The sequence below is a fragment of the Bradyrhizobium forestalis genome (genome assembly GCF_002795245.1).
Classification (GTDB): domain Bacteria; phylum Pseudomonadota; class Alphaproteobacteria; order Rhizobiales; family Xanthobacteraceae; genus Bradyrhizobium; species Bradyrhizobium forestalis.
This window is the reverse complement of record NZ_PGVG01000004.1, coordinates 196,497-213,405: the sequence shown is the minus strand read 5'-3', so window position 1 is coordinate 213,405 and position 16,909 is coordinate 196,497. Positions and strand designations below refer to the sequence as shown.

At 64.5% G+C, this 16,909-nt stretch carries 16 protein-coding genes; 8 read left to right on the top strand and 8 right to left on the bottom strand.

Features of this window, described 5'->3' with window-relative positions; translation table 11 throughout:
* Positions 1–110: 110 nt before the first annotated feature.
* Positions 111–1,133: a methionine synthase gene (locus tag CVM73_RS07310; protein ID WP_100231333.1), complete on the top strand. Its 1,023-nt coding sequence runs from the start codon at positions 111–113 to the stop codon at positions 1,131–1,133.
* 20 nt (positions 1,134–1,153) lie between these two features.
* On the opposite strand, the gene CVM73_RS07305 is transcribed toward CVM73_RS07310, so the two are convergent.
* The 3 genes from CVM73_RS07305 to CVM73_RS07295 all read right to left on the bottom strand — a co-directional run bounded on the left by CVM73_RS07305 (position 1,154) and on the right by CVM73_RS07295 (position 3,245).
* Positions 1,154–1,771, bottom strand: coding sequence for a hypothetical protein (locus CVM73_RS07305; protein ID WP_100231332.1), 618 nt, complete (start codon positions 1,769–1,771; stop codon positions 1,154–1,156).
* 166 nt (positions 1,772–1,937) lie between these two features.
* Positions 1,938–2,465, bottom strand: coding sequence for a xanthine phosphoribosyltransferase (gene gpt / locus CVM73_RS07300; protein WP_100231331.1), 528 nt, complete (start codon positions 2,463–2,465; stop codon positions 1,938–1,940).
* 42 nt (positions 2,466–2,507) lie between these two features.
* A complete protein-coding gene (locus tag CVM73_RS07295) occupies positions 2,508–3,245 on the bottom strand; it encodes a competence/damage-inducible protein A (protein ID WP_100231330.1) in 738 nt (245 codons plus the stop codon).
* Positions 3,246–3,528: 283 nt separating this feature from the next.
* Here CVM73_RS07295 and CVM73_RS07290 point away from each other — a divergent pair, with 283 nt between their 5' ends.
* The 5 genes from CVM73_RS07290 (at position 3,529) to CVM73_RS07270 (ending at position 8,612) form a co-directional block, all read left to right on the top strand.
* Positions 3,529–4,947, top strand: a complete 1,419-nt coding sequence (locus tag CVM73_RS07290) for a circularly permuted type 2 ATP-grasp protein (RefSeq protein WP_100231329.1) — start codon at positions 3,529–3,531, stop codon at positions 4,945–4,947.
* Between the two features lie 4 nt (positions 4,948–4,951).
* Positions 4,952–5,896, top strand: a complete 945-nt coding sequence (locus CVM73_RS07285) for an alpha-E domain-containing protein (protein ID WP_027575996.1) — start codon at positions 4,952–4,954, stop codon at positions 5,894–5,896.
* Between the two features lie 128 nt (positions 5,897–6,024).
* Positions 6,025–6,873, top strand: a complete 849-nt coding sequence (locus CVM73_RS07280; RefSeq protein WP_100231328.1) for a transglutaminase family protein — start codon at positions 6,025–6,027, stop codon at positions 6,871–6,873.
* 195 nt (positions 6,874–7,068) lie between these two features.
* Positions 7,069–7,827, top strand: a complete 759-nt coding sequence (locus tag CVM73_RS07275; protein WP_100231327.1) for a proteasome-type protease — start codon at positions 7,069–7,071, stop codon at positions 7,825–7,827.
* Between the two features lie 26 nt (positions 7,828–7,853).
* Complete coding sequence (locus CVM73_RS07270) at positions 7,854–8,612, top strand: SDR family oxidoreductase (RefSeq protein ID WP_100231326.1); 759 nt, start codon at positions 7,854–7,856, stop codon at positions 8,610–8,612.
* A 153-nt stretch (positions 8,613–8,765) separates the two neighbouring features.
* On the opposite strand, the gene CVM73_RS07265 is transcribed toward CVM73_RS07270, so the two are convergent.
* On the bottom strand, positions 8,766–10,004 hold the full coding sequence (locus CVM73_RS07265; protein WP_100231450.1) for an MFS transporter: 1,239 nt from the start codon (positions 10,002–10,004) through the stop codon (positions 8,766–8,768).
* 158 nt (positions 10,005–10,162) lie between these two features.
* Between CVM73_RS07265 and CVM73_RS07260 the strand changes: the two genes are divergently transcribed.
* Positions 10,163–11,431, top strand: coding sequence for a NupC/NupG family nucleoside CNT transporter (locus tag CVM73_RS07260; protein ID WP_100231325.1), 1,269 nt, complete (start codon positions 10,163–10,165; stop codon positions 11,429–11,431).
* 7 nt (positions 11,432–11,438) lie between these two features.
* Here the strand turns inward: CVM73_RS07260 and CVM73_RS07255 are convergent, their stop codons facing one another.
* A complete protein-coding gene (locus CVM73_RS07255) occupies positions 11,439–12,509 on the bottom strand; it encodes a threonine aldolase family protein (protein ID WP_100231324.1) in 1,071 nt (356 codons plus the stop codon).
* A 27-nt stretch (positions 12,510–12,536) separates the two neighbouring features.
* Positions 12,537–13,457: an amino acid ABC transporter substrate-binding protein gene (locus CVM73_RS07250; protein ID WP_100231323.1), complete on the bottom strand. Its 921-nt coding sequence runs from the start codon at positions 13,455–13,457 to the stop codon at positions 12,537–12,539.
* Between the two features lie 143 nt (positions 13,458–13,600).
* Between CVM73_RS07250 and CVM73_RS07245 the strand changes: the two genes are divergently transcribed.
* Positions 13,601–14,521: a LysR substrate-binding domain-containing protein gene (locus CVM73_RS07245; RefSeq protein ID WP_100231322.1), complete on the top strand. Its 921-nt coding sequence runs from the start codon at positions 13,601–13,603 to the stop codon at positions 14,519–14,521.
* 90 nt (positions 14,522–14,611) lie between these two features.
* On the opposite strand, the gene CVM73_RS07240 is transcribed toward CVM73_RS07245, so the two are convergent.
* The gene (locus tag CVM73_RS07240) at positions 14,612–15,829 is read right to left on the bottom strand and encodes a rhomboid family intramembrane serine protease (RefSeq protein WP_245452236.1); all 1,218 of its coding nucleotides are present in this window, start codon (positions 15,827–15,829) and stop codon (positions 14,612–14,614) included.
* Between the two features lie 530 nt (positions 15,830–16,359).
* Positions 16,360–16,887 carry a cupin domain-containing protein gene (locus CVM73_RS07235; protein WP_100231321.1) on the bottom strand — a complete coding sequence of 176 codons (528 nt, stop codon included), beginning with the start codon at positions 16,885–16,887 and terminating at the stop codon, positions 16,360–16,362.
* Between the last annotated feature and the right edge of the window lie 22 nt (positions 16,888–16,909).

Sequence of the window (16,909 nt, the reverse complement as noted above, 5' to 3'; positions counted from 1 at the left end):
GGCGTTTCCTGTCCGGCGTCGCCAGCTCAGATGACGACTTTTGTTGTTCTGTACCTTGACGTTAAGTCATGGCAGGAAGGGGCGCAACACAACCTGCCGGGAGGCCCGCCATGCTGTTTCCAACCACGATCGCCGGCTCCTTGCCGAAACCGGAATGGCTCGCTGAGCCCAACATGCTCTGGGCGCCCTGGAAGTCGCAAGGCGCCGAGCTTGCTCGCGCCAAGCGCGATGCGACCTTGATCTGGCTGAAGATCCAGGAGGACGCCGGCGTCGACATCGTCACCGAGGGCGAGCAGGCCCGGCAGCATTTCGTCCACGGCTTCCTGGAGAAGGTCGAGGGCATCGATTTCGCCCACAAGGTCGAGATGGGCATCCGCAAGGACCGCTACAAGGCAATGGTGCCGCAGGTGGTCGCGCCGCTCCGGCTCAAAGGCCGCGTCCATGCCGACGAGGCGCGCGTCGCACGCACGCACACGAAGAAGAAGCTGAAATTCACCCTGCCCGGCCCAATGACCATCATCGACACCATTGCCGATCGTTACTATGGCGACCGCGTCAAGATGGCATTCGCTTTCGCCGAGCTCCTGAACGAAGAGGCCAAGGCGCTCCAGGCCGACGGCGTCGATCTCGTGCAGTTCGACGAGCCCGCGTTCAACGTCTACATGGACGAGGTCAATGACTGGGGCATCAAGGCGCTGGAACGCGCCGCGCAAGGCCTCACCTGCGCCACCGCCGTGCATATCTGCTACGGCTACGGCATCAAGGCGAACACCGACTGGAAGGAGACGCTCGGCGCGCAATGGCGGCAGTACGAGCAGATCTTCCCGGCGATCGATGCGAGCCCGATCCAGCAGGTCGCGATCGAGTGCCGCAATTCGAAGGTCCCGCTCGACCTGCTGGCGCTGCTCAAGAGCAAGATCGTGCAGGCCGGCGTGATCGACGTCGCCAGCGACACCGTGGAGACGGCCGAGGACGTCGTGAAGGTGATCGACGCCGTGTCGAAATTCGTACCCAAGAGCAACATCATCGCCACCACCAATTGCGGCATGGCGCCGATGCGGCGGGAGATCGCTGAAGCGAAGCTGGCGGCGCTTGGCGCCGGCGCTGCGCTGGCGCGCGAGAAGCTGGCGTAACGGCCAGGGCAGGCACTGCGCTAAGGCAGTGCAGTCGGATGCAACACCGGCGCGTAGCCGGCATTCAATGTGCGCAGCGTCGAGGGCGGCGTCAGCAACGCCGCCTCGCCAAGCTGACGCTCGACCGCGCTATAGCCCGCCGGCGACCACAGCAGCGTCCTGCCCTCCGTCACCAGAAAACTCTCCTCGCCTTGCTGAACCATCGCACCGTCGGGGAGCTGGTCGAGCGGCACCAGCAGCGCGTGCAGTCGTTTCCTGCCGTGATCGAGCCGTTCGTGATGCAGCACCGTGTCGATGTCGTGCATGCGGACGCCGTGCACGCGATTGCCCTTCTCCCATGCGGCCCGGAAGCGATTGGCGTCGTCCTTGCGGCAATAGAAACAGGGGCGATGTCCGGCGGCGAGCGCGGTGGCCTCGTCCAGGAAGAACAGCTCGGTCCAGCTCCGCTGCGCCATCACTTCGCGGCGCCGGCCGCGGAATTCGCAGGTGCAGGTGAGCCACGCCGGCGACGACCAGCGCTTTTTCAGCAGCGTCTTCGTCGCGGGATCGTGGATGATGCCGCGATTGCCGGTGAACAGGCCGCGATGCGAGGTGGTGATGATGTCGCCGGTGGGCGTGACGCGGTTTTGCAGGGGCATGGTGCGCGTTCTCTCCCTCGCCCCGTTCTTACGGGGAGAGGGTTGGGGTGAGGGGCTGCCTCCACAAATATGGTGAGAGACGGACTCGCGGAGAGTCCCCCTCACCCGGATCGCATCTTCGATGCGCTCCGGCCTCTCCCCGCAGGCGGGGAGAGGCGAAGGAAAGCTACGCCGCCCCGTCGCGCAGCGGCGGGGGGTAGGACAGCGCGGTGTCCCAGGGGAAGAAGATCCAGGTGTCCTGCGAGACTTCCGTGATGAAGGTGTCGACCAGCGGGCGGCCCATCGGCTTGGCATAGACGGTGGCGAAATGCGCGTCCGGCAGCATCTCGCGCACCAGCTTGCCGGTCTTGCCGGTGTCGACGAGGTCGTCGACGATCAGCAGCCCCTTGCCGGTGCCGCCGCCGAGCTTGATCGCCGCCTCCGAAATGCCCTTGAGGACCTGGAGCTCGCCCTGCTTGTTATGGTCGTAGCTGGCGATGCAGACCGTATCGATGACGCGCACGCCGAGCGCGCGCGCGACGATCGCGGCCGGCACCAGGCCGCCGCGGGTGATCGCGATCACCGCATGGAACGGACCGACCTCGTTGAGCCGCCAGGTCAGCGCTCGGCAATCCCGGTGGAACTGGTCCCACGAGACCGGGAAGGCCTTGCCGGCCTTCTCCTGCGCATTCGGTTCCGGTGCTTCGCCTGCCATTGTCGTCTCCTGCTTCGTAAAACGTCCGGCAAGCCGGGCGCTTTAGCGGGTGATGTTCAATCCCGCCAGCATTTCCTTCACCGCACCCATCGCCGCCGCCAGCTTCTCCGGATCGCGCGAGCGCACAACCAGATTGGTGTTGGGCTTCTGCTCCTCGTCCATGAAGGGATAGCTGCCGATGATGGTGTCCGGATGGGCGGCGGCGATCGCCCGCAGCGGGCTGCCGATGTCGCCCTCGCGCGCATTGGCGCGGACCGATTCGGACAGCATGCGCACGCCCGACTTCAGCTTGGGCGAGACGATGTCCATCATCGCCTGCATGATCGACGGCACGCCGGCCATGACGATGACATTGCCGATCTTGAAGCCGGGCGCGAGGATGGTCGCGCTCTGGATCAGCTCGGCACCGTCGGGGATGCGGGCCATGCGCAGGCGAGCCTCGTTGAGGTCCTGCTCGCTCCAGCGCTCGCGGAAGCGGGCGACGACCTCCGGGTGATGGTCGATGTCGACGCCGAATGCCTTGGCGACGCTGTCGGCGGTGATGTCGTCATGGGTCGGCCCGATGCCGCCCGTCGTGAAGACGTAGCTGTAGCGATGGCGCAGTGCGTCCAGGGCGGCGATGATGTCGGCCTCGTCGTCGGAGACGATCCGAACCTCCTTCAGGTCGATGCCGATATTGGTCAGATATTCGGCGATGAAGCCGATGTTCTTGTCCTTGGTCCGGCCGGACAGGATTTCGTCCCCAATGACCAGAATGCCCGCCGTGACGATGTCGCTCATGCCTTAAGTCCCTCACCTGTGACGCCGACTTTGCCGAGGTAACGCGTTGAAGTCACGCGGTTTTGCTTCTGAAATAAGCAGTCCTCAGCCATTTTTTCAGGCATGTTCGCGGTCATCCCCGCCAAATGCTGTCAGTCCATGCATATCGCGCTGGCCCGGCCCTTGCTACCTCCTACGGAAGTCATGCACTCTCACGGCGTGACCACAGGACGTTGCGGTCTTCAGCAAGGCCTAAGGCGACCTGACCAATGGTGCAACGCCTGGGGGCGAACAGTCGGGATCTATGGCAGTCGCATTTGACGAAATGAATATTCCCGGCGGGGACCTTCGCCCCGCCTATCAGGAGCTGGCGCGCTGGCTCAAGGAGACGCCGCCCGAGGCTCTCGAATATCGGCGCCAGGAGGCCGAGCTGCTGTTCCGTCGGATCGGCATCACCTTCGCGGTCTACGGCGATTCCGAGTCCACCGAGCGGCTGATCCCGTTCGACGTGATCCCGCGGATCATGTCGGGCAAGGAATGGGCGCTGCTGGAGAAAGGCCTGAAGCAGCGGGTACGTGCGCTCAACATGTTCCTGCGCGACATCTATCACGGCCGCGACATTCTCCGTGCCGAAATCGTGCCCGACGACCTGATCTTCCAGAACCCGGTCTTCCGGCCCGAGATGAACGGCCAGCAGGTGCCGCACGACGTCTACGTGCACATCGCCGGCATCGACATCGTCAGGGTCGATGCCGAGGACTTCATCGTGCTGGAGGACAATGCCCGCACGCCGTCGGGCGTGTCCTACATGCTGGAAAACCGCGAGATCATGATGCGGCTGTTTCCGGATCTGTTCGCCCGCCACAGGGTGGCGCCGGTCGAGCGCTATCCGGACGAATTGCTCGCGGCGCTGCGCTCGGTCGCGCCGCAAAGCGCATCCGGCGAGCCGACCGTCGCCCTGCTCACGCCCGGCGTCTACAACTCCGCCTATTACGAGCACTCTTTCCTCGCCGACAAGCTCGGCATCGAGCTGGTCGAAGGCCGTGACCTCATCGTCAAGAGCAACGAAGTGTTCATGCGGACGACGGAAGGGCTGAAGCGGGTCGACGTGATCTATCGCCGTGTCGACGACGATTTCCTCGATCCCCTCACCTTCCGTCCCGACTCGGTGCTCGGCGTGCCGGGCCTGATGTCGGCCTACGCCGCCGGCAACATCACGCTCGCCAACGCCGTCGGTACCGGCATCGCCGACGACAAGGCGATCTACTCCTACATGCCTGATATCGTGAAATTCTATCTCGGCGAGGAGCCGATCCTGAAGAACGTGCCGACCTGGCGCTGCCGCGAGCCCAAGGACCTCGCCTATGTGCTGGACAATCTCAGCGAGCTCGTCGTCAAGGAAGTGCATGGCTCCGGCGGCTACGGCATGCTGATCGGACCCACTGCGACCAAAGCGACGATCGAAGCATTCCGCGACAAGCTCAAGCGCGAGCCGGAAGGTTTCATCGCGCAGCCGACGCTGGCGCTCTCGACCTGCCCGACCTGCACGGCAAGCGGCCTCGCCCCGCGCCATGTCGATCTTCGCCCCTTCGTGCTCACCGGCAGCAAGAGCACCACCATCGTGCCCGGCGGGCTCACCCGCGTCGCACTCAAGGAAGGCTCCCTGGTGGTGAACTCGAGCCAGGGCGGCGGCACCAAAGACACCTGGATTTTGGACGAGTAGAGAGATGCTGTCGCGTACCGCCGAAAACCTCTACTGGCTCGCCCGCTACGTCGAACGGGCCGAATATCTCGCGCGCACCATCGATGCGACGCTGCGCGTCACCGCGCTGCCCGCCGCCTATATCGGCAAGACCAACGAATGGGACTCGGCGCTGCTCACCGCCGGCGTCGCCGCGAGCTTCTATCAGGCCTATGAGGAAGCCAACGAGCACAACGTCGTCGAGTATCTGTCGTTCTCGCCGAACAATCCGTCCTCGATCCGGAACTGCATCGAAGCAGCGCGGCTGAACTCGCGCTCGGTGCGCACCGCACTGACCAGCGAGATGTGGGACACCATCAACTCGGCCTGGATCGAGCTTCAGGCAGTCTGGAGCAAGGGCACCTCGACGCGCGAGGATCTCGCCAAATTCCTCCGCTTCGTGCAGGAGACCTCGCTGCGCTTCGACGGCTCGGCCTACCGGACCATGCTGCGCAACGACGCCTATTGGTTCTCGCGGATGGGCGTGCATCTGGAACGCGCCGACAACACCGCGCGCATTCTCGACGTGAAATATCATGTGCTGTTGCCCGAGGAGGAGCACGTCGGCGGTCCGCTCGACTTCTATCAGTGGAGCTCAATCCTGCGCTCGGTTTCGGCGCTGACCGCCTATCACTGGGTCTATCGCGAGACGCTGAAACCCTGGCTGATTGCGGATCTCCTGATCCTCAACGACACGTTGCCACGCTCGCTCGCCAGCTGCTACGGCAACCTCGTGCGCAACCTCGACCAGATCGGCGTCGCCTATGGCCGCCAGGGCCCGGCCCAGCGCCACGCCCGCGGCATCCGCAACCGGCTGGAACACAGCAACATGAACGACATTTTCCAGCATGGCGTGCATGAATTCATTCAGGAATTCATCACGGACAATTCCAGGCTGGGCGAAATCATCACGAAGCAGTATTTGATCTGATACACGCCGTCATTCCGGGATGGCCCGAAGGACCAGACCCGGAATCTCGAGATTCTCAGGTGCGCAATTGCGCACCATAGTTCGGTGCTGCGCACCGCCCCGGAATGACGCCAGAACAACGGTCCACCATGCGCCTGCGAATCCTGCACACCACGACCTATCGCTACGAGCCGCCGGCCACCAGCGTGATCCAGATCCTGCGCATGACGCCGGGCAGCCATGACGGGCAATACGTCGCGGAATGGCAGATCGACGTCTCCACCGACACCAAGCTCGACATGCATGAGGACGCGTTCGGCAACGTCACCCACGTGCTGTCCTGCGGGCCTGTCGGCGACATCCAGATCACCGCCGAGGGGCTGATCGAGACCCACGATACCGGCGGGGTGCTGCGCGGCACTGATGAGCGTTTCCCGGCCGGCATGTTCCTGCGCTCCACCGACCTCACTTCCGTCAACCCGGCGATGACGGCGGTTGCGCGCCAGTTGCGCAGCGAAGCCGAGAGCGACACGCTGGGTTTCCTGCACACGCTGATGACGCAGATTGCGGATCACATGACGTTCGACGAGGACCCCACCAACAGCGGCACGTCCGCGGCGGAGGCGTTCGCGCTCAAGCGCGGGGTCTGCCAGGACTACGCGCATATCTTCATTGCCTGCGCCCGCGCCGGCGGCGTGCCGGCGCGCTTCGTCTCCGGGCATTTCCTGCGTGCAGACGACACGGTGCATCAGGAGGCCGGCCATGCCTGGGCGGAGGCTTACGTGCCCGATCTCGGCTGGGTCGGCTTCGATCCCGCCAACAGCATCTGCGCCACCGACGCCCATGTCCGCGTTGCGATCGGGCTCGACTATCTCGGCGCAGCCCCGGTGCGCGGCACCCGCTATGGCGGCGGCACGGAAACGCTGGCAGTGACTGTCAAGGTCGAGCAGGCCGGCCGCGGCGGGCAGTCGCAATCGCAGTCCCAGCGGCAGGGATAGCTCCTTCCAGTCATTCCGGGGCGATGCGAAGCATCGAGCCCGGAATCCATCGGGCCGCAGAGTTAGAGGATAAATGGATTCCGGGTTCGCGCTACGCGCGCCCCGGAATGACGGCCTCGCCCCCCGGGAATCGGGGGTTTCATGCCTCCGTGAAATTGGCTAGTAATTCCGCGCAAACGCGTTCGGGGACTGGAAATGACCTATTGCTGCGGAATCCTGGTTCGGGACGGCCTGGTGATGATCGCCGATACCCGCACCAATGCCGGCCTCGACAACGTCTCGACCTTCCGCAAGCTGCACATCTTCTCCAAGCCCGGCGAGCGCATCATGGCAATCGCCAGCGCCGGCAACCTCGCCATCAGCCAGTCGGTGCTCTCCACCCTGACCGAAGGCCTGGAGGATCCCAACACGGGCGAGGTCGAGACGCTGATGAACGCGCCGACCATGTTCCAGGCCGCCCAACGCATCGGCCGGGCGATCCGGGCGGTGCATGCCACCGAAGGGCCGGCGCTGAAATCCGAGGACGTGTCCTTCGACGTCTCCTTCCTGTTCGGCGGCCAGATCAAGGGCGCGCGCATGCGTCTGTTCATGGTCTACACCGCCGGCAATTTCATCGAGTGCACCACCGACACGCCCTACCTGCAGATCGGCGAGCACAAATACGGCAAGCCGGTGCTCGACCGCGCCATGCATTACGACGTCGAGCTCTACGAGGCGCTGAAGACCGGCCTGATCTCGATGGACTCGACGATGCGATCCAACCTCGGCGTCGGCCTGCCGATCGACGTGCTGGTGGTGCGCAACGAGGCCTGCGAAGCCGATCTCAACCATCGCATCGAGGCGGGCGAGCCCTATTTCCACGACCTTCGCTCGCGCTGGTCGGCGGCGCTGCGCGCGGCGCATCAGAACATTCCGCGGCCGCCTTACAAGAACGAAAAAGAATCCAAAACCTGACAGCTCAAGAGAAAAGGCAGGAAACGATGAGTGAAGCGAAAAAGATCGCAGTGGTGACCGGCGCCGGCACCGGCGTCGGGCGCGCGGCGTCGCTGGCGCTGATGAACACCGGCTTCACCGTGGTGCTCACGGGCCGCCGGCTCGACATGCTCGAGGAGACGGCGAAGCTCGGTCCCGCGGGAAAAAGCCTCTGCGTCACCGCCGACATGACCAAGCCGGACTCCATCGCCGCGCTGTTCGACAAGGTGAAGGCGACTTACGGCCGCCTCGACGTGCTCTTCAACAATGCCGGCATGGGCGCACCGGCCGTGAACTTCGAGGACCTCAGCCTCGAGCAGTGGCAGGCGGTGGTGAATACCAATCTCACCGGTCCGTTCCTGTGCACCCAGCACGCCTTCCGCATCATGAAGGACCAGACCCCACGCGGCGGCCGCATCATCAACAACGGCTCGATCTCGGCGCACGCGCCGCGGCCGTTCTCGGCCGCCTATACCTCGACCAAGCACGCCATCACGGGCCTGACCAAGGCCAGCAATCTCGACGGCCGCATGTACGACATCGCCGTCGGCCAGGTCGACATCGGCAATGCGGCGACACCGATGACCGACCGCATGGTCAACGGCCCCGGCGTGCTGCAGCCCGACGGCACCACCAAGCACGAGCCGCGCATGGATGCCAAGGCGGTCGGCGACGCCGTGGCCTACATGGCCAGCCTGCCGCTCGATGCCAACGTGCTGACCATGACTGTCATGGCGACCAAGATGCCGTTCGTCGGACGGGGCTAGTCGCCGATCTCGTGCCCCGGATGCAGCGCAGCATGCAATGATGCGCTGCTGAGCCGGGGCCCATGTCTCCGCAATCTCGTTCTCGGCTTACTGGGTCCCGGCTCTGCGCCGCAACGCGTAGGCGTTGCAGCTTGTCCGGGACACGAGATCCCCCTACTCCAGGCTCTCCACCTTGCGCAGGGTCGGAAACAGCTTCATCCACAACAGCGCCACCGCGACGGTGGCAACGCCGCCGAGCACGGCGGCGGGCATGGCGCCGAACAGGGCGGCCGTGAGGCCACTCTCGAACTGGCCGAGCTGGTTCGAGGCGTTGATGAACAGGAAGTTGACCGCGCCGACCCGGCCACGCATCTCGTCGGGGGTGGACAGCTGCACCAGCGAGAAGCGGATCACGACGCTGATCGTATCGGCCGCACCGAGCACGGCGAGCGACAGCGCCGACAGCCACATCCACGGCGACAGCGCGAACACGATCGTGGCGAGGCCGAACACGATCACCGCCTGGAACATGCGCAGGCCCACATGCCTGGAGATGGCGTGGCGCGCCAGCACCATGGTCATCAGCAGCGCACCGACCGCCGGCGCGGCGCGGAGCACGCCGAGGCCCACCGGGCCGGTCTGGAGGATGTCGCGGGCATAGATCGGCAACAGCGCGGTGACTCCGCCGAACAGCACGGCGAACAGGTCCAGCGAGATGGTACCCAGGATCGCGGGGTTGCCGCGGATGAAGCGGACGCCGGCAAAGATATTGTCCGAGTTCGTCCCCTCCTTGAGCACCGCTTGTGGACGCGGGCGGATGAAGCCGGTCAAAATCATCCCCAAGACCCAGAACAGCACCATCACGGCATAGGCGAGATGCGGGGCGACCGCATAGGCGAGTCCGCCGAGCGCCGGCCCCGTGATGGTCGCGACCTGCGCCGCGCCGCTGGAGACGGCCGTGGCGCGCTGCAGCGACCCTTGCGGCGCGATCAGCGGCAACAACGCCGCGGTAGTCGGGCTCTCGAATGCCCCGGCAATGCCGAGGACGAAGGTCGCGATGAAGATCTGCACCTCGCCGACCGCGCCGAGATAAGTGATGGTTGCAAGATAGAGCGCGGTCGCGGCTTCCACGAGCTGGCAGAGCTGGACCACGCGCTTGCGCTGGTAGCGGTCGGCGGCGTGGCCGGCGACGAACACCAGGAGCGCCGTGGGCAGGAACTGCACGAGACCGACCATGCCGAGGTCGAATGCCGAGCCGGTGAGATCGTAGATCTGCCAGCCGATCGCGACCGCCGCGATCTGGCTGGAAAAGCGCGACAGGCTGCGCGAGAGCAGGAAGAACAAGAAGGCGCGGTGGCCGAGCAGCGCGCCGGCGCTGACCGGCGGATTTTCGGATATTGACTGCTCTGGCATCGCCTCTTCGGTCACCTCGGACTGTCCGGCCCTGATCTCGATGGGCCTCCGCGTGGCTGAGGCTTACCTGCTTGTCAACAACGAGCCGCTTCCGTGGCCCGTCGGCATTGCCTTTGCAATGCACACACGGCCATAATCATTGAGGGTTTGGGGACATCATGCTTCGGCTGCAATCGGCACTCGGCATTTTCGCATTGCTGTTGATCGCCTTCACGCTGGCGGAGAATCGCCGCGCTGTCTCGCTGCGCCAGGCCGCGATCGGCCTCGCCGCGACCTTCGTCACCGCGGTCGTGCTGCTGAAGCTGCCGATCGTCGCCCATGCCTTCGGCACCATCAACGACGCGGTCGGCGCGATCTCGGCGGCCTCCCGCGCCGGCTCCGCCTTCGTGTTCGGCTATATCGGCGGCGGCCCCCTGCCGTTCGATCTGAAGGTGCCGGGCGCGGACTTCATCCTGGCGTTCCAGGCATTGCCGATCGTGCTGGTCATGAGCGTGCTGACGACGCTGCTGTTCTATTGGCACGTGCTGCCACCGATCGTGCGCGGCATGGCCTGGCTGCTGGAGCGCACGCTGGGCGTCGGCGGTGCCGTCGGGCTGTCGACGGCCGCCAACATTTTCCTCGGCATGGTCGAGGCGCCGCTGTTCGTGCGGCCGTATCTGGCTCAGATGACGCGCAGCGAATTGTTCCTGGTGATGACCGGTGGCATGGCCGGCATCGCCGGCACGGTGCTGGTGCTCTACGCGACGTTGCTGGCGCCGCTCATCCCCGACGCGGCCGCGCATTTCGTCATCGCATCCGTGCTGGGCGCGCCGGCTGCGATCCTCGTCAGCCTGATCATGGTGCCGGAGATCTCCGACAAGCGCACCGGCGGCGCGCTGGAGGACCCCTGGGTCGCCAGCGATCCCGGGATGAACGTGTCCGGCACGATGGACGCCATCGTGAAGGGCACAACCGCCGGCCTCGAATTGTTGCTCAATATCGTCGCCATGCTGCTGGTGCTGGTGGCGCTGGTCTATCTCGTCAATGCCGTCCTCGGCCTCCTGCCAAGCATCGGCGGCGCCGCGATCTCGCTGCAGCGCCTGCTTGGCCTCGTCATGGCACCGGTATGCTGGTTGATGGGACTGCCATGGGATCAGGCGATCACCGCCGGCAGCCTGATGGGCACCAAGACCGTGCTCAATGAATTGATCGCCTATGTCGACCTCTCGAAGCTGCCACCCGACGCGCTCGATCCGCGCTCGCGCCTGATCATGCTCTACGCAATGTGCGGCTTCGCCAACTTCGCCAGCCTCGGCATCATGATCGGCGGCCTGGGCGTGATGGCGCCGGAACGACGCCAGGAGATCAACGCGCTCGGGCTGAAGTCGATCGTGTCGGGAACGCTGACCACGTGCTTGATGGGGGCGGTGGTGGGGGTGTTGGCGTAGGCCTTTACTAAGCGAGAGCTCCCGCCACGGTACGAAAGGCCGTGACGGCGCGATCGATAGCCGCATCATCGATATGGCGATGGGTCACGCAGCGCAATCGCTGCTTGCCCCAAGGTCTCGCCTTCACGCCCGCCTTCTCCAGAGCCTCCGACCACGCGGCGCTGCCGCGCCCGGAGCGGGAGACATCGACCTGCACGATATTCGTTTGCGGGATCGTCGCACTGACCTCTGGATGCATCTTGTTCAACGCATCACTCAGGGCTCGCGCTCGCCGGTGATCCTCCGCCAGACGCTGACCCATGACTTGAACGGCTTCCAGGCCGGCTGCGGCCAGGACGCCGATCTGGCGCTGCGAGCCTCCCAGCATGCGGCGAAACCTGCGGCTCCTGTCGATCACGGCGCGCGGCCCAGCGAGCACGGCGCCGGCCGGCGCACTCAGGCCCTTCGACAGACACAGGGCGACGGTGTCGCAATGCGTCGCGACCTGATCCGGCGCCACGCCAAGGGCCGTTGCGGCGTTGAAGATCCTCGCTCCGTCGACATGCACCGGGACGCCGCGGGATGAGGCCATGGCGTGTACGGCCTGCATGTGCTCCAGCGGCAACACGGCGCCGCTCGCATTGTTGTGCGAGGTTTCCATCGCGACAAGGGCAGTCTTGAGCTTGAGGCCCTCGCCCTGCAGGGCGTCCTCAAGCAAATCCAGGTCCATCGCGCCGGCGGTCCCGGCGACAGGGAGGTAGAACAGCCCCGTAAACGTCGCTGCGCCTCGTTCAGACACATACATATGGGCAGCCGATTCCAGTATGACCTGTTCGCTGCGCTCCGACTGCGCGAGCGTCGCCAGGAGATTGGCCATGGTGCAGCTTGGCACGAACAGGCCGGCCTCCTTGCCCAAGGCCGCAGCCGCAACGGCCTCCAGCTCCCGCGCCGTGGGGTCGCCGTCCAGCCCATCATCGCCCAGCGGCGCCGAGGCCATGCGGGCGTACATCGCCCCGGTCGGCTTGGTGACCGTATCGCTGCGCAGGTCGATGGGCGGCAACTCAACGGCTGCCGAGTTCGTTTCGTTTTGATGTGCCATGACGGACTTCCTAGAGCGCCTTGCGCATTATTCGTAGGCTGCCGGGTCGCCGGAATCGGTCGGGTTGGCCAGCGCCCGCTTGAGGGCCGCGCTCATCGGAAATTTCAAGTTGAGGCCATGCGGCGGGATCGGTGAATTGAAATATTTGTCGTAGAGCGCCGCAATCCGTCCGTTCTTCATCAGGTCGATCACGGCCTCGTCGACCACCTTCTTGAAAGCAGGATCATCCTTGGGCTCGACGATGCCGTAAGGCGCCAGCTCGAGGCTCTTGCTGCCGATCAGGAAGTCATCCGGCGTCCTGGACGAGGCGACCGTGGCATAGGCGAGACCATCATCGTTGGCGGTGCCGGCCGCCCGGCCCGACGACAGCATCAGGAAGGTCTCGGCCGTGTCCTTGGCCGGCACGACGGTGATGCCGAGATTGTTCTTGGCGTTGATCAGCGTAATCACCTTGAAAGTCTGGCCACCGGCCTGGGCGGCGATGGCCTTGCCGCGAAACGAAGCCGGATCGTTGACGTCGACCCCGCCATCCTTGCGCGCGACGAGGACGACCTGCGCAACGAAGATGGTGGGAGAAAAGGCGACGAGTTTGTGCCGCTCGAGATTATTGGTGGTGTTGCCGCATTCGAGATCGATCGTCCCATTGGCGAGCAGCTGAAGACGCGTCGCAGACGTTATAGGCGTGTAGCGTGTCTCGAGCTTGGGGAGCTTGAGGGCCGTCTTGATCGCCTGCACCACATGCTCGCAGATTTCCACGGTGTAGCCGATCGGCTTCTGGTTGTCGTCGAGATAGGCGAAGGGCACCGAGGTCTCGGGATACCCCAATGAAATCGAACCGCTCTCGCGGATCTTGTCCAGCCTGCTCGCACCCTGCGCCATGGCCGGGTTCGAGAGAAGACATACAACGGCGGTCGCCGTGGCCAGTGCCTTGATGATCGTCGCTTTCATGTCGTCTCCCTCTCCTCGCAAATGCCCGCCCGCGGCGTGAGCCACGGGAGAGCTCCCCGCGAACGGCTTCATGCTCTGGACTATCGTCCAAAAGCTCGATCTGATGGAAATTCCAGTTTCACACTCTCCTATACGGATTTGATATGGCTTCCAGACGCATGGGCCTGAAGCACGTGGAGGCCTTTCGGGCCGTCTTCCAGACGGGATCGATGACGCAGGCTGCCCGGCGTATGCACACCTCGCAGCCCCAGATCAGCCGCCTGATCGGACAGTTGGAAGCGATCACGCAACTCCCGCTGTTCGACCGCAGTGGCGGGCGCCTCCGCCCGACCGTGGACGGATCGCGCTTCTTCCAGGAGGTCGAGAAGACGTTCATCGGCCTGGCCGGCCTCGAGGCCAGCGCAGCCAGCATCCGTTCATTCGGCATGGGGCGGCTAAGCGTTGCGGCGATGCCGCGCCTGGCCGGCGGTCTGCTGACGCACATCGCGGCGCGCTTCAAGATCGACTATCCGCACGTGATGATCTCGATCCGATCCGGCACGGCGAGCGCCGTGCACGATTGGGTCAGCTCCGGGCTTTGCGACATGGGGCTCGCCATGCTCTACGACGAGGTTGCGGGAGTGAATGTCGAGCCTGTGCTCAAGACGAAATGCGTCGCAATCATGCCTAGGGGGCATCGTCTTGCGCAAAAGAAAACGCTGCGTCCCGCCGATTTTGCCGATGAGGCCTTCATCTCCTTCGCCACGGGGAGTCCACTCCACGATCGTATCGATACGATGTTCGCGCAGGCGGGCGTCACGCGCCGCATTGTTGCGGAGACGGATCTCGGCGCATCGGTCTGTGCTCTGGTCTCGGCCGGCCTCGGCGTCAGCATCATCAACCCGGTTGCCGCGCACGACGAAAGCGCGGGCGCGGCACTGATCACCCGTCCCTTCAGCCCCGCCGTCCCCGTGACGATCGCACTGCTCTACCCGCCTTATGCCGCGCGCAGCCGCCTGATCGATGCCTTCAGCGAATATGCTCGCAAGATCATGAGCGAGGAACTGGGCTATCTTGGGCGATAGTTGGCCTGCGTCATCCGCATTACAAGAGCCCCGTCTTCGGCGGACAGCCGTCGCAAGAGCTCCTCGCAATGACGGCGGAGAATCTCCGCCTCAACTGCACAATTTCGACTTCTGCAGGATGCGACGCACCTCGGCCAGCTTGGCCCGGCACGGCTCGGCTGCCATGGCCTTCGCCTCGCTGGTTCGTCCCTGCGCCCACAGCAACACCGCCATCAAGCCCTGCGCCCCGGAGCGCACCGGCCCGCCCGCCACATCCGTAGCTGCGAGCGACATGGCGGTTCGCGCTTCGGTCTCGGCGGCATTGAAGTTCGCATGCTCCAGGAAGAAGACCGCTCGGAACACGTGAGCCCGCGCGTCTTTCGGGTAGCGGGTGACGAGATCGAAAGACCGGCTGACCATCTCATCAGCCTTTGTCGGCACTTCCGAGGCGCGGATATAGTGCAAGGCGTCGGCCATGTAGGATGAATAGTGAGCGGCTGCGAAGCCGGCGCAGATCAGAGATCCGAGGGATCCTGCAAGCAACGTCATGCTCGCGCTCCGCGGCAGGCTGTCATAGGACCAGAAGGCGAGCCACGGCATGACGGCAAGCGCGGCGCCGGCCACCGCACCGCCTGCATGGGCATAATAGTTGACATTGCCCGAGGCGCCAAAAGCAAGCGGCAGCAATGCGGGAACACCGAAGAAGAGCGACGTCTTCAGCCTCGATATGGTTTGATCGGCGTCCGCTTCGGGATCGAAGCTCGCGACGAACAGCGCGGCGATGAGCCCGGTAATGGCGCCGGACGCACCGACGCCCACTGTGCCGGGGCCGTTGCCCAGCAGAGAGCCGGCCTCCCCGGCCAGTGCACTGGCAACGAAGATCAGTGCAAACCAGCCACGGCCGATCAGAGACTCCAGCCTGACGCCGACGATGAACAGCCCAACGCAGTTGCTTACGAGGTGCCACCCGCTGCCATGCAGCAGCGGCGCAAGGCCGATCCGCCACCACTCTCCCCTCCCGACCACGAGATCGTAGCCTGACGCGCCCTGAGCGATCAGCGAGCGGACATCGAGGTCGCCGTCCCGCGCAATGTCGATGGCCAGACTGCGCTGCAGAGCGAAGATCAGGAGCAGACCAAAAATCAGGCCAATGGTGAGGAAGGGGATATCGGCCAGAAGCTTGTTGTCGCCAAAAAGCGTCCCCTCACCGGACACGGGTTGGGCGCAGTCGCGCACGACCGCTGGAGCGATCGGCGCGGCGACGGGTTGAAACGATGCTCTTGGAGGTGGCGCTACGGTACCGCGCCGACCAAAAGTGTTGGTCGCCATGAAAGCATCTCCCGCATTTTGACAGCCTTGAGTTGACGCGAGAGATATTTTCGACTGGTTAGCGCCAACCTTGCGGGGCGGCTGAAATCATCCCGATTGCTAACTGCCGGTTTCGCGGATCGGCAGCTTTTTAGCGATCATGTCGAGGACGCTGCCGACGCGTTTGATGAGCTAGGGCTATCGCATATGACGCGTGGCGGCAGCCTGCGCGCACGCCTCGTCCTTCGAGACGGCGCTTACGCGCCTCCTCAGGATGAGGCTAATCGGCGTCAGTGCCCGTTGAACCTGCTGCCGCGCACTCCGTCCTCATCCTGAGGAGCCCGCCTAAAGCGGGCGTCTCGAAGGATAGCCGCAGGGAAAAGCTCTCAAATGCGATAGCCCTGCGGTGGTTGCGGTGTTGGCGTAAGTCTCTCTGCCCGCCATTGCGAGCGAAGCGAAGCAATCCAGTCTGCGTCCGCGGAGATATCTGGATTGCTTCGCTTCGCTCGCAATGACGAGTGGAGAGAGGTGCGCGCTATTCTTGACAGCACCTACGCCTTGAGCTCCACCGTCTTGAACTCAGCCGGCAGGATCACCTCCAGCAGCTCCACGTCGTCCGAATAGTCCAAGATCATGTGCTTGATCTTCGGCGGCTGGGTCCAGGCGCTGCCTTGCTTCATCAAGGTCTCGCCCTGCCCGTCCATATAGGTCTTCACCCAGCCCTTGAGCACGTAAACCATCTGGAATTCGACGTCGTGATAATGGAGCTTGGAAACCTCGGCCGGATTGCAGGGGCCTTGCAGGCGGATCACATGCGCCTGCGCCAGGCCGTGGGTCGCCTCAGCGATGCCGAGATCGCGGTACTTCGCGTAGGCGCGCAGGCCGTCGGCCTTGAAGTCTTCCTCGCGGTGATGGCTGATGGCGATGCGCTGCTTCGGCCGCACGGGCTTCTTCGGAGCGACGGTGCGCGCCTTCGCCTTCACCGCCTTGCGCGCCGAGGATCGCGCCGCCGCCTTGGCCCCGCTCCGCTTCTTCACGGCGGTCTTCGTTGCGGGTCTTGATGCCTTTTGCTTGGCCATTGTCTGCCTCCCTGTTCTGAGC

Excerpts from the sequence above, each read along its gene's own strand:
- CVM73_RS07310 (WP_100231333.1), top strand. The coding sequence starts at position 111 with ATGCTGTTTCCAACCACGATCGCCGGCTCCTTGCCGAAACCGGAATGG.
- CVM73_RS07305 (WP_100231332.1), bottom strand. The coding sequence starts at position 1,771 with ATGCCCCTGCAAAACCGCGTCACGCCCACCGGCGACATCATCACCACC.
- gpt (WP_100231331.1), bottom strand. The coding sequence starts at position 2,465 with ATGGCAGGCGAAGCACCGGAACCGAATGCGCAGGAGAAGGCCGGCAAG.
- CVM73_RS07295 (WP_100231330.1), bottom strand. The coding sequence starts at position 3,245 with ATGAGCGACATCGTCACGGCGGGCATTCTGGTCATTGGGGACGAAATC.
- CVM73_RS07290 (WP_100231329.1), top strand. The coding sequence starts at position 3,529 with ATGGCAGTCGCATTTGACGAAATGAATATTCCCGGCGGGGACCTTCGC.
- CVM73_RS07285 (WP_027575996.1), top strand. The coding sequence starts at position 4,952 with ATGCTGTCGCGTACCGCCGAAAACCTCTACTGGCTCGCCCGCTACGTC.
- CVM73_RS07280 (WP_100231328.1), top strand. The coding sequence starts at position 6,025 with ATGCGCCTGCGAATCCTGCACACCACGACCTATCGCTACGAGCCGCCG.
- CVM73_RS07275 (WP_100231327.1), top strand. The coding sequence starts at position 7,069 with ATGACCTATTGCTGCGGAATCCTGGTTCGGGACGGCCTGGTGATGATC.
- CVM73_RS07270 (WP_100231326.1), top strand. The coding sequence starts at position 7,854 with ATGAGTGAAGCGAAAAAGATCGCAGTGGTGACCGGCGCCGGCACCGGC.
- CVM73_RS07265 (WP_100231450.1), bottom strand. The coding sequence starts at position 10,004 with ATGCCAGAGCAGTCAATATCCGAAAATCCGCCGGTCAGCGCCGGCGCG.
- CVM73_RS07260 (WP_100231325.1), top strand. The coding sequence starts at position 10,163 with ATGCTTCGGCTGCAATCGGCACTCGGCATTTTCGCATTGCTGTTGATC.
- CVM73_RS07255 (WP_100231324.1), bottom strand. The coding sequence starts at position 12,509 with ATGGCACATCAAAACGAAACGAACTCGGCAGCCGTTGAGTTGCCGCCC.
- CVM73_RS07250 (WP_100231323.1), bottom strand. The coding sequence starts at position 13,457 with ATGAAAGCGACGATCATCAAGGCACTGGCCACGGCGACCGCCGTTGTA.
- CVM73_RS07245 (WP_100231322.1), top strand. The coding sequence starts at position 13,601 with ATGGCTTCCAGACGCATGGGCCTGAAGCACGTGGAGGCCTTTCGGGCC.
- CVM73_RS07240 (WP_245452236.1), bottom strand. The coding sequence starts at position 15,829 with ATGGCGACCAACACTTTTGGTCGGCGCGGTACCGTAGCGCCACCTCCA.
- CVM73_RS07235 (WP_100231321.1), bottom strand. The coding sequence starts at position 16,887 with ATGGCCAAGCAAAAGGCATCAAGACCCGCAACGAAGACCGCCGTGAAG.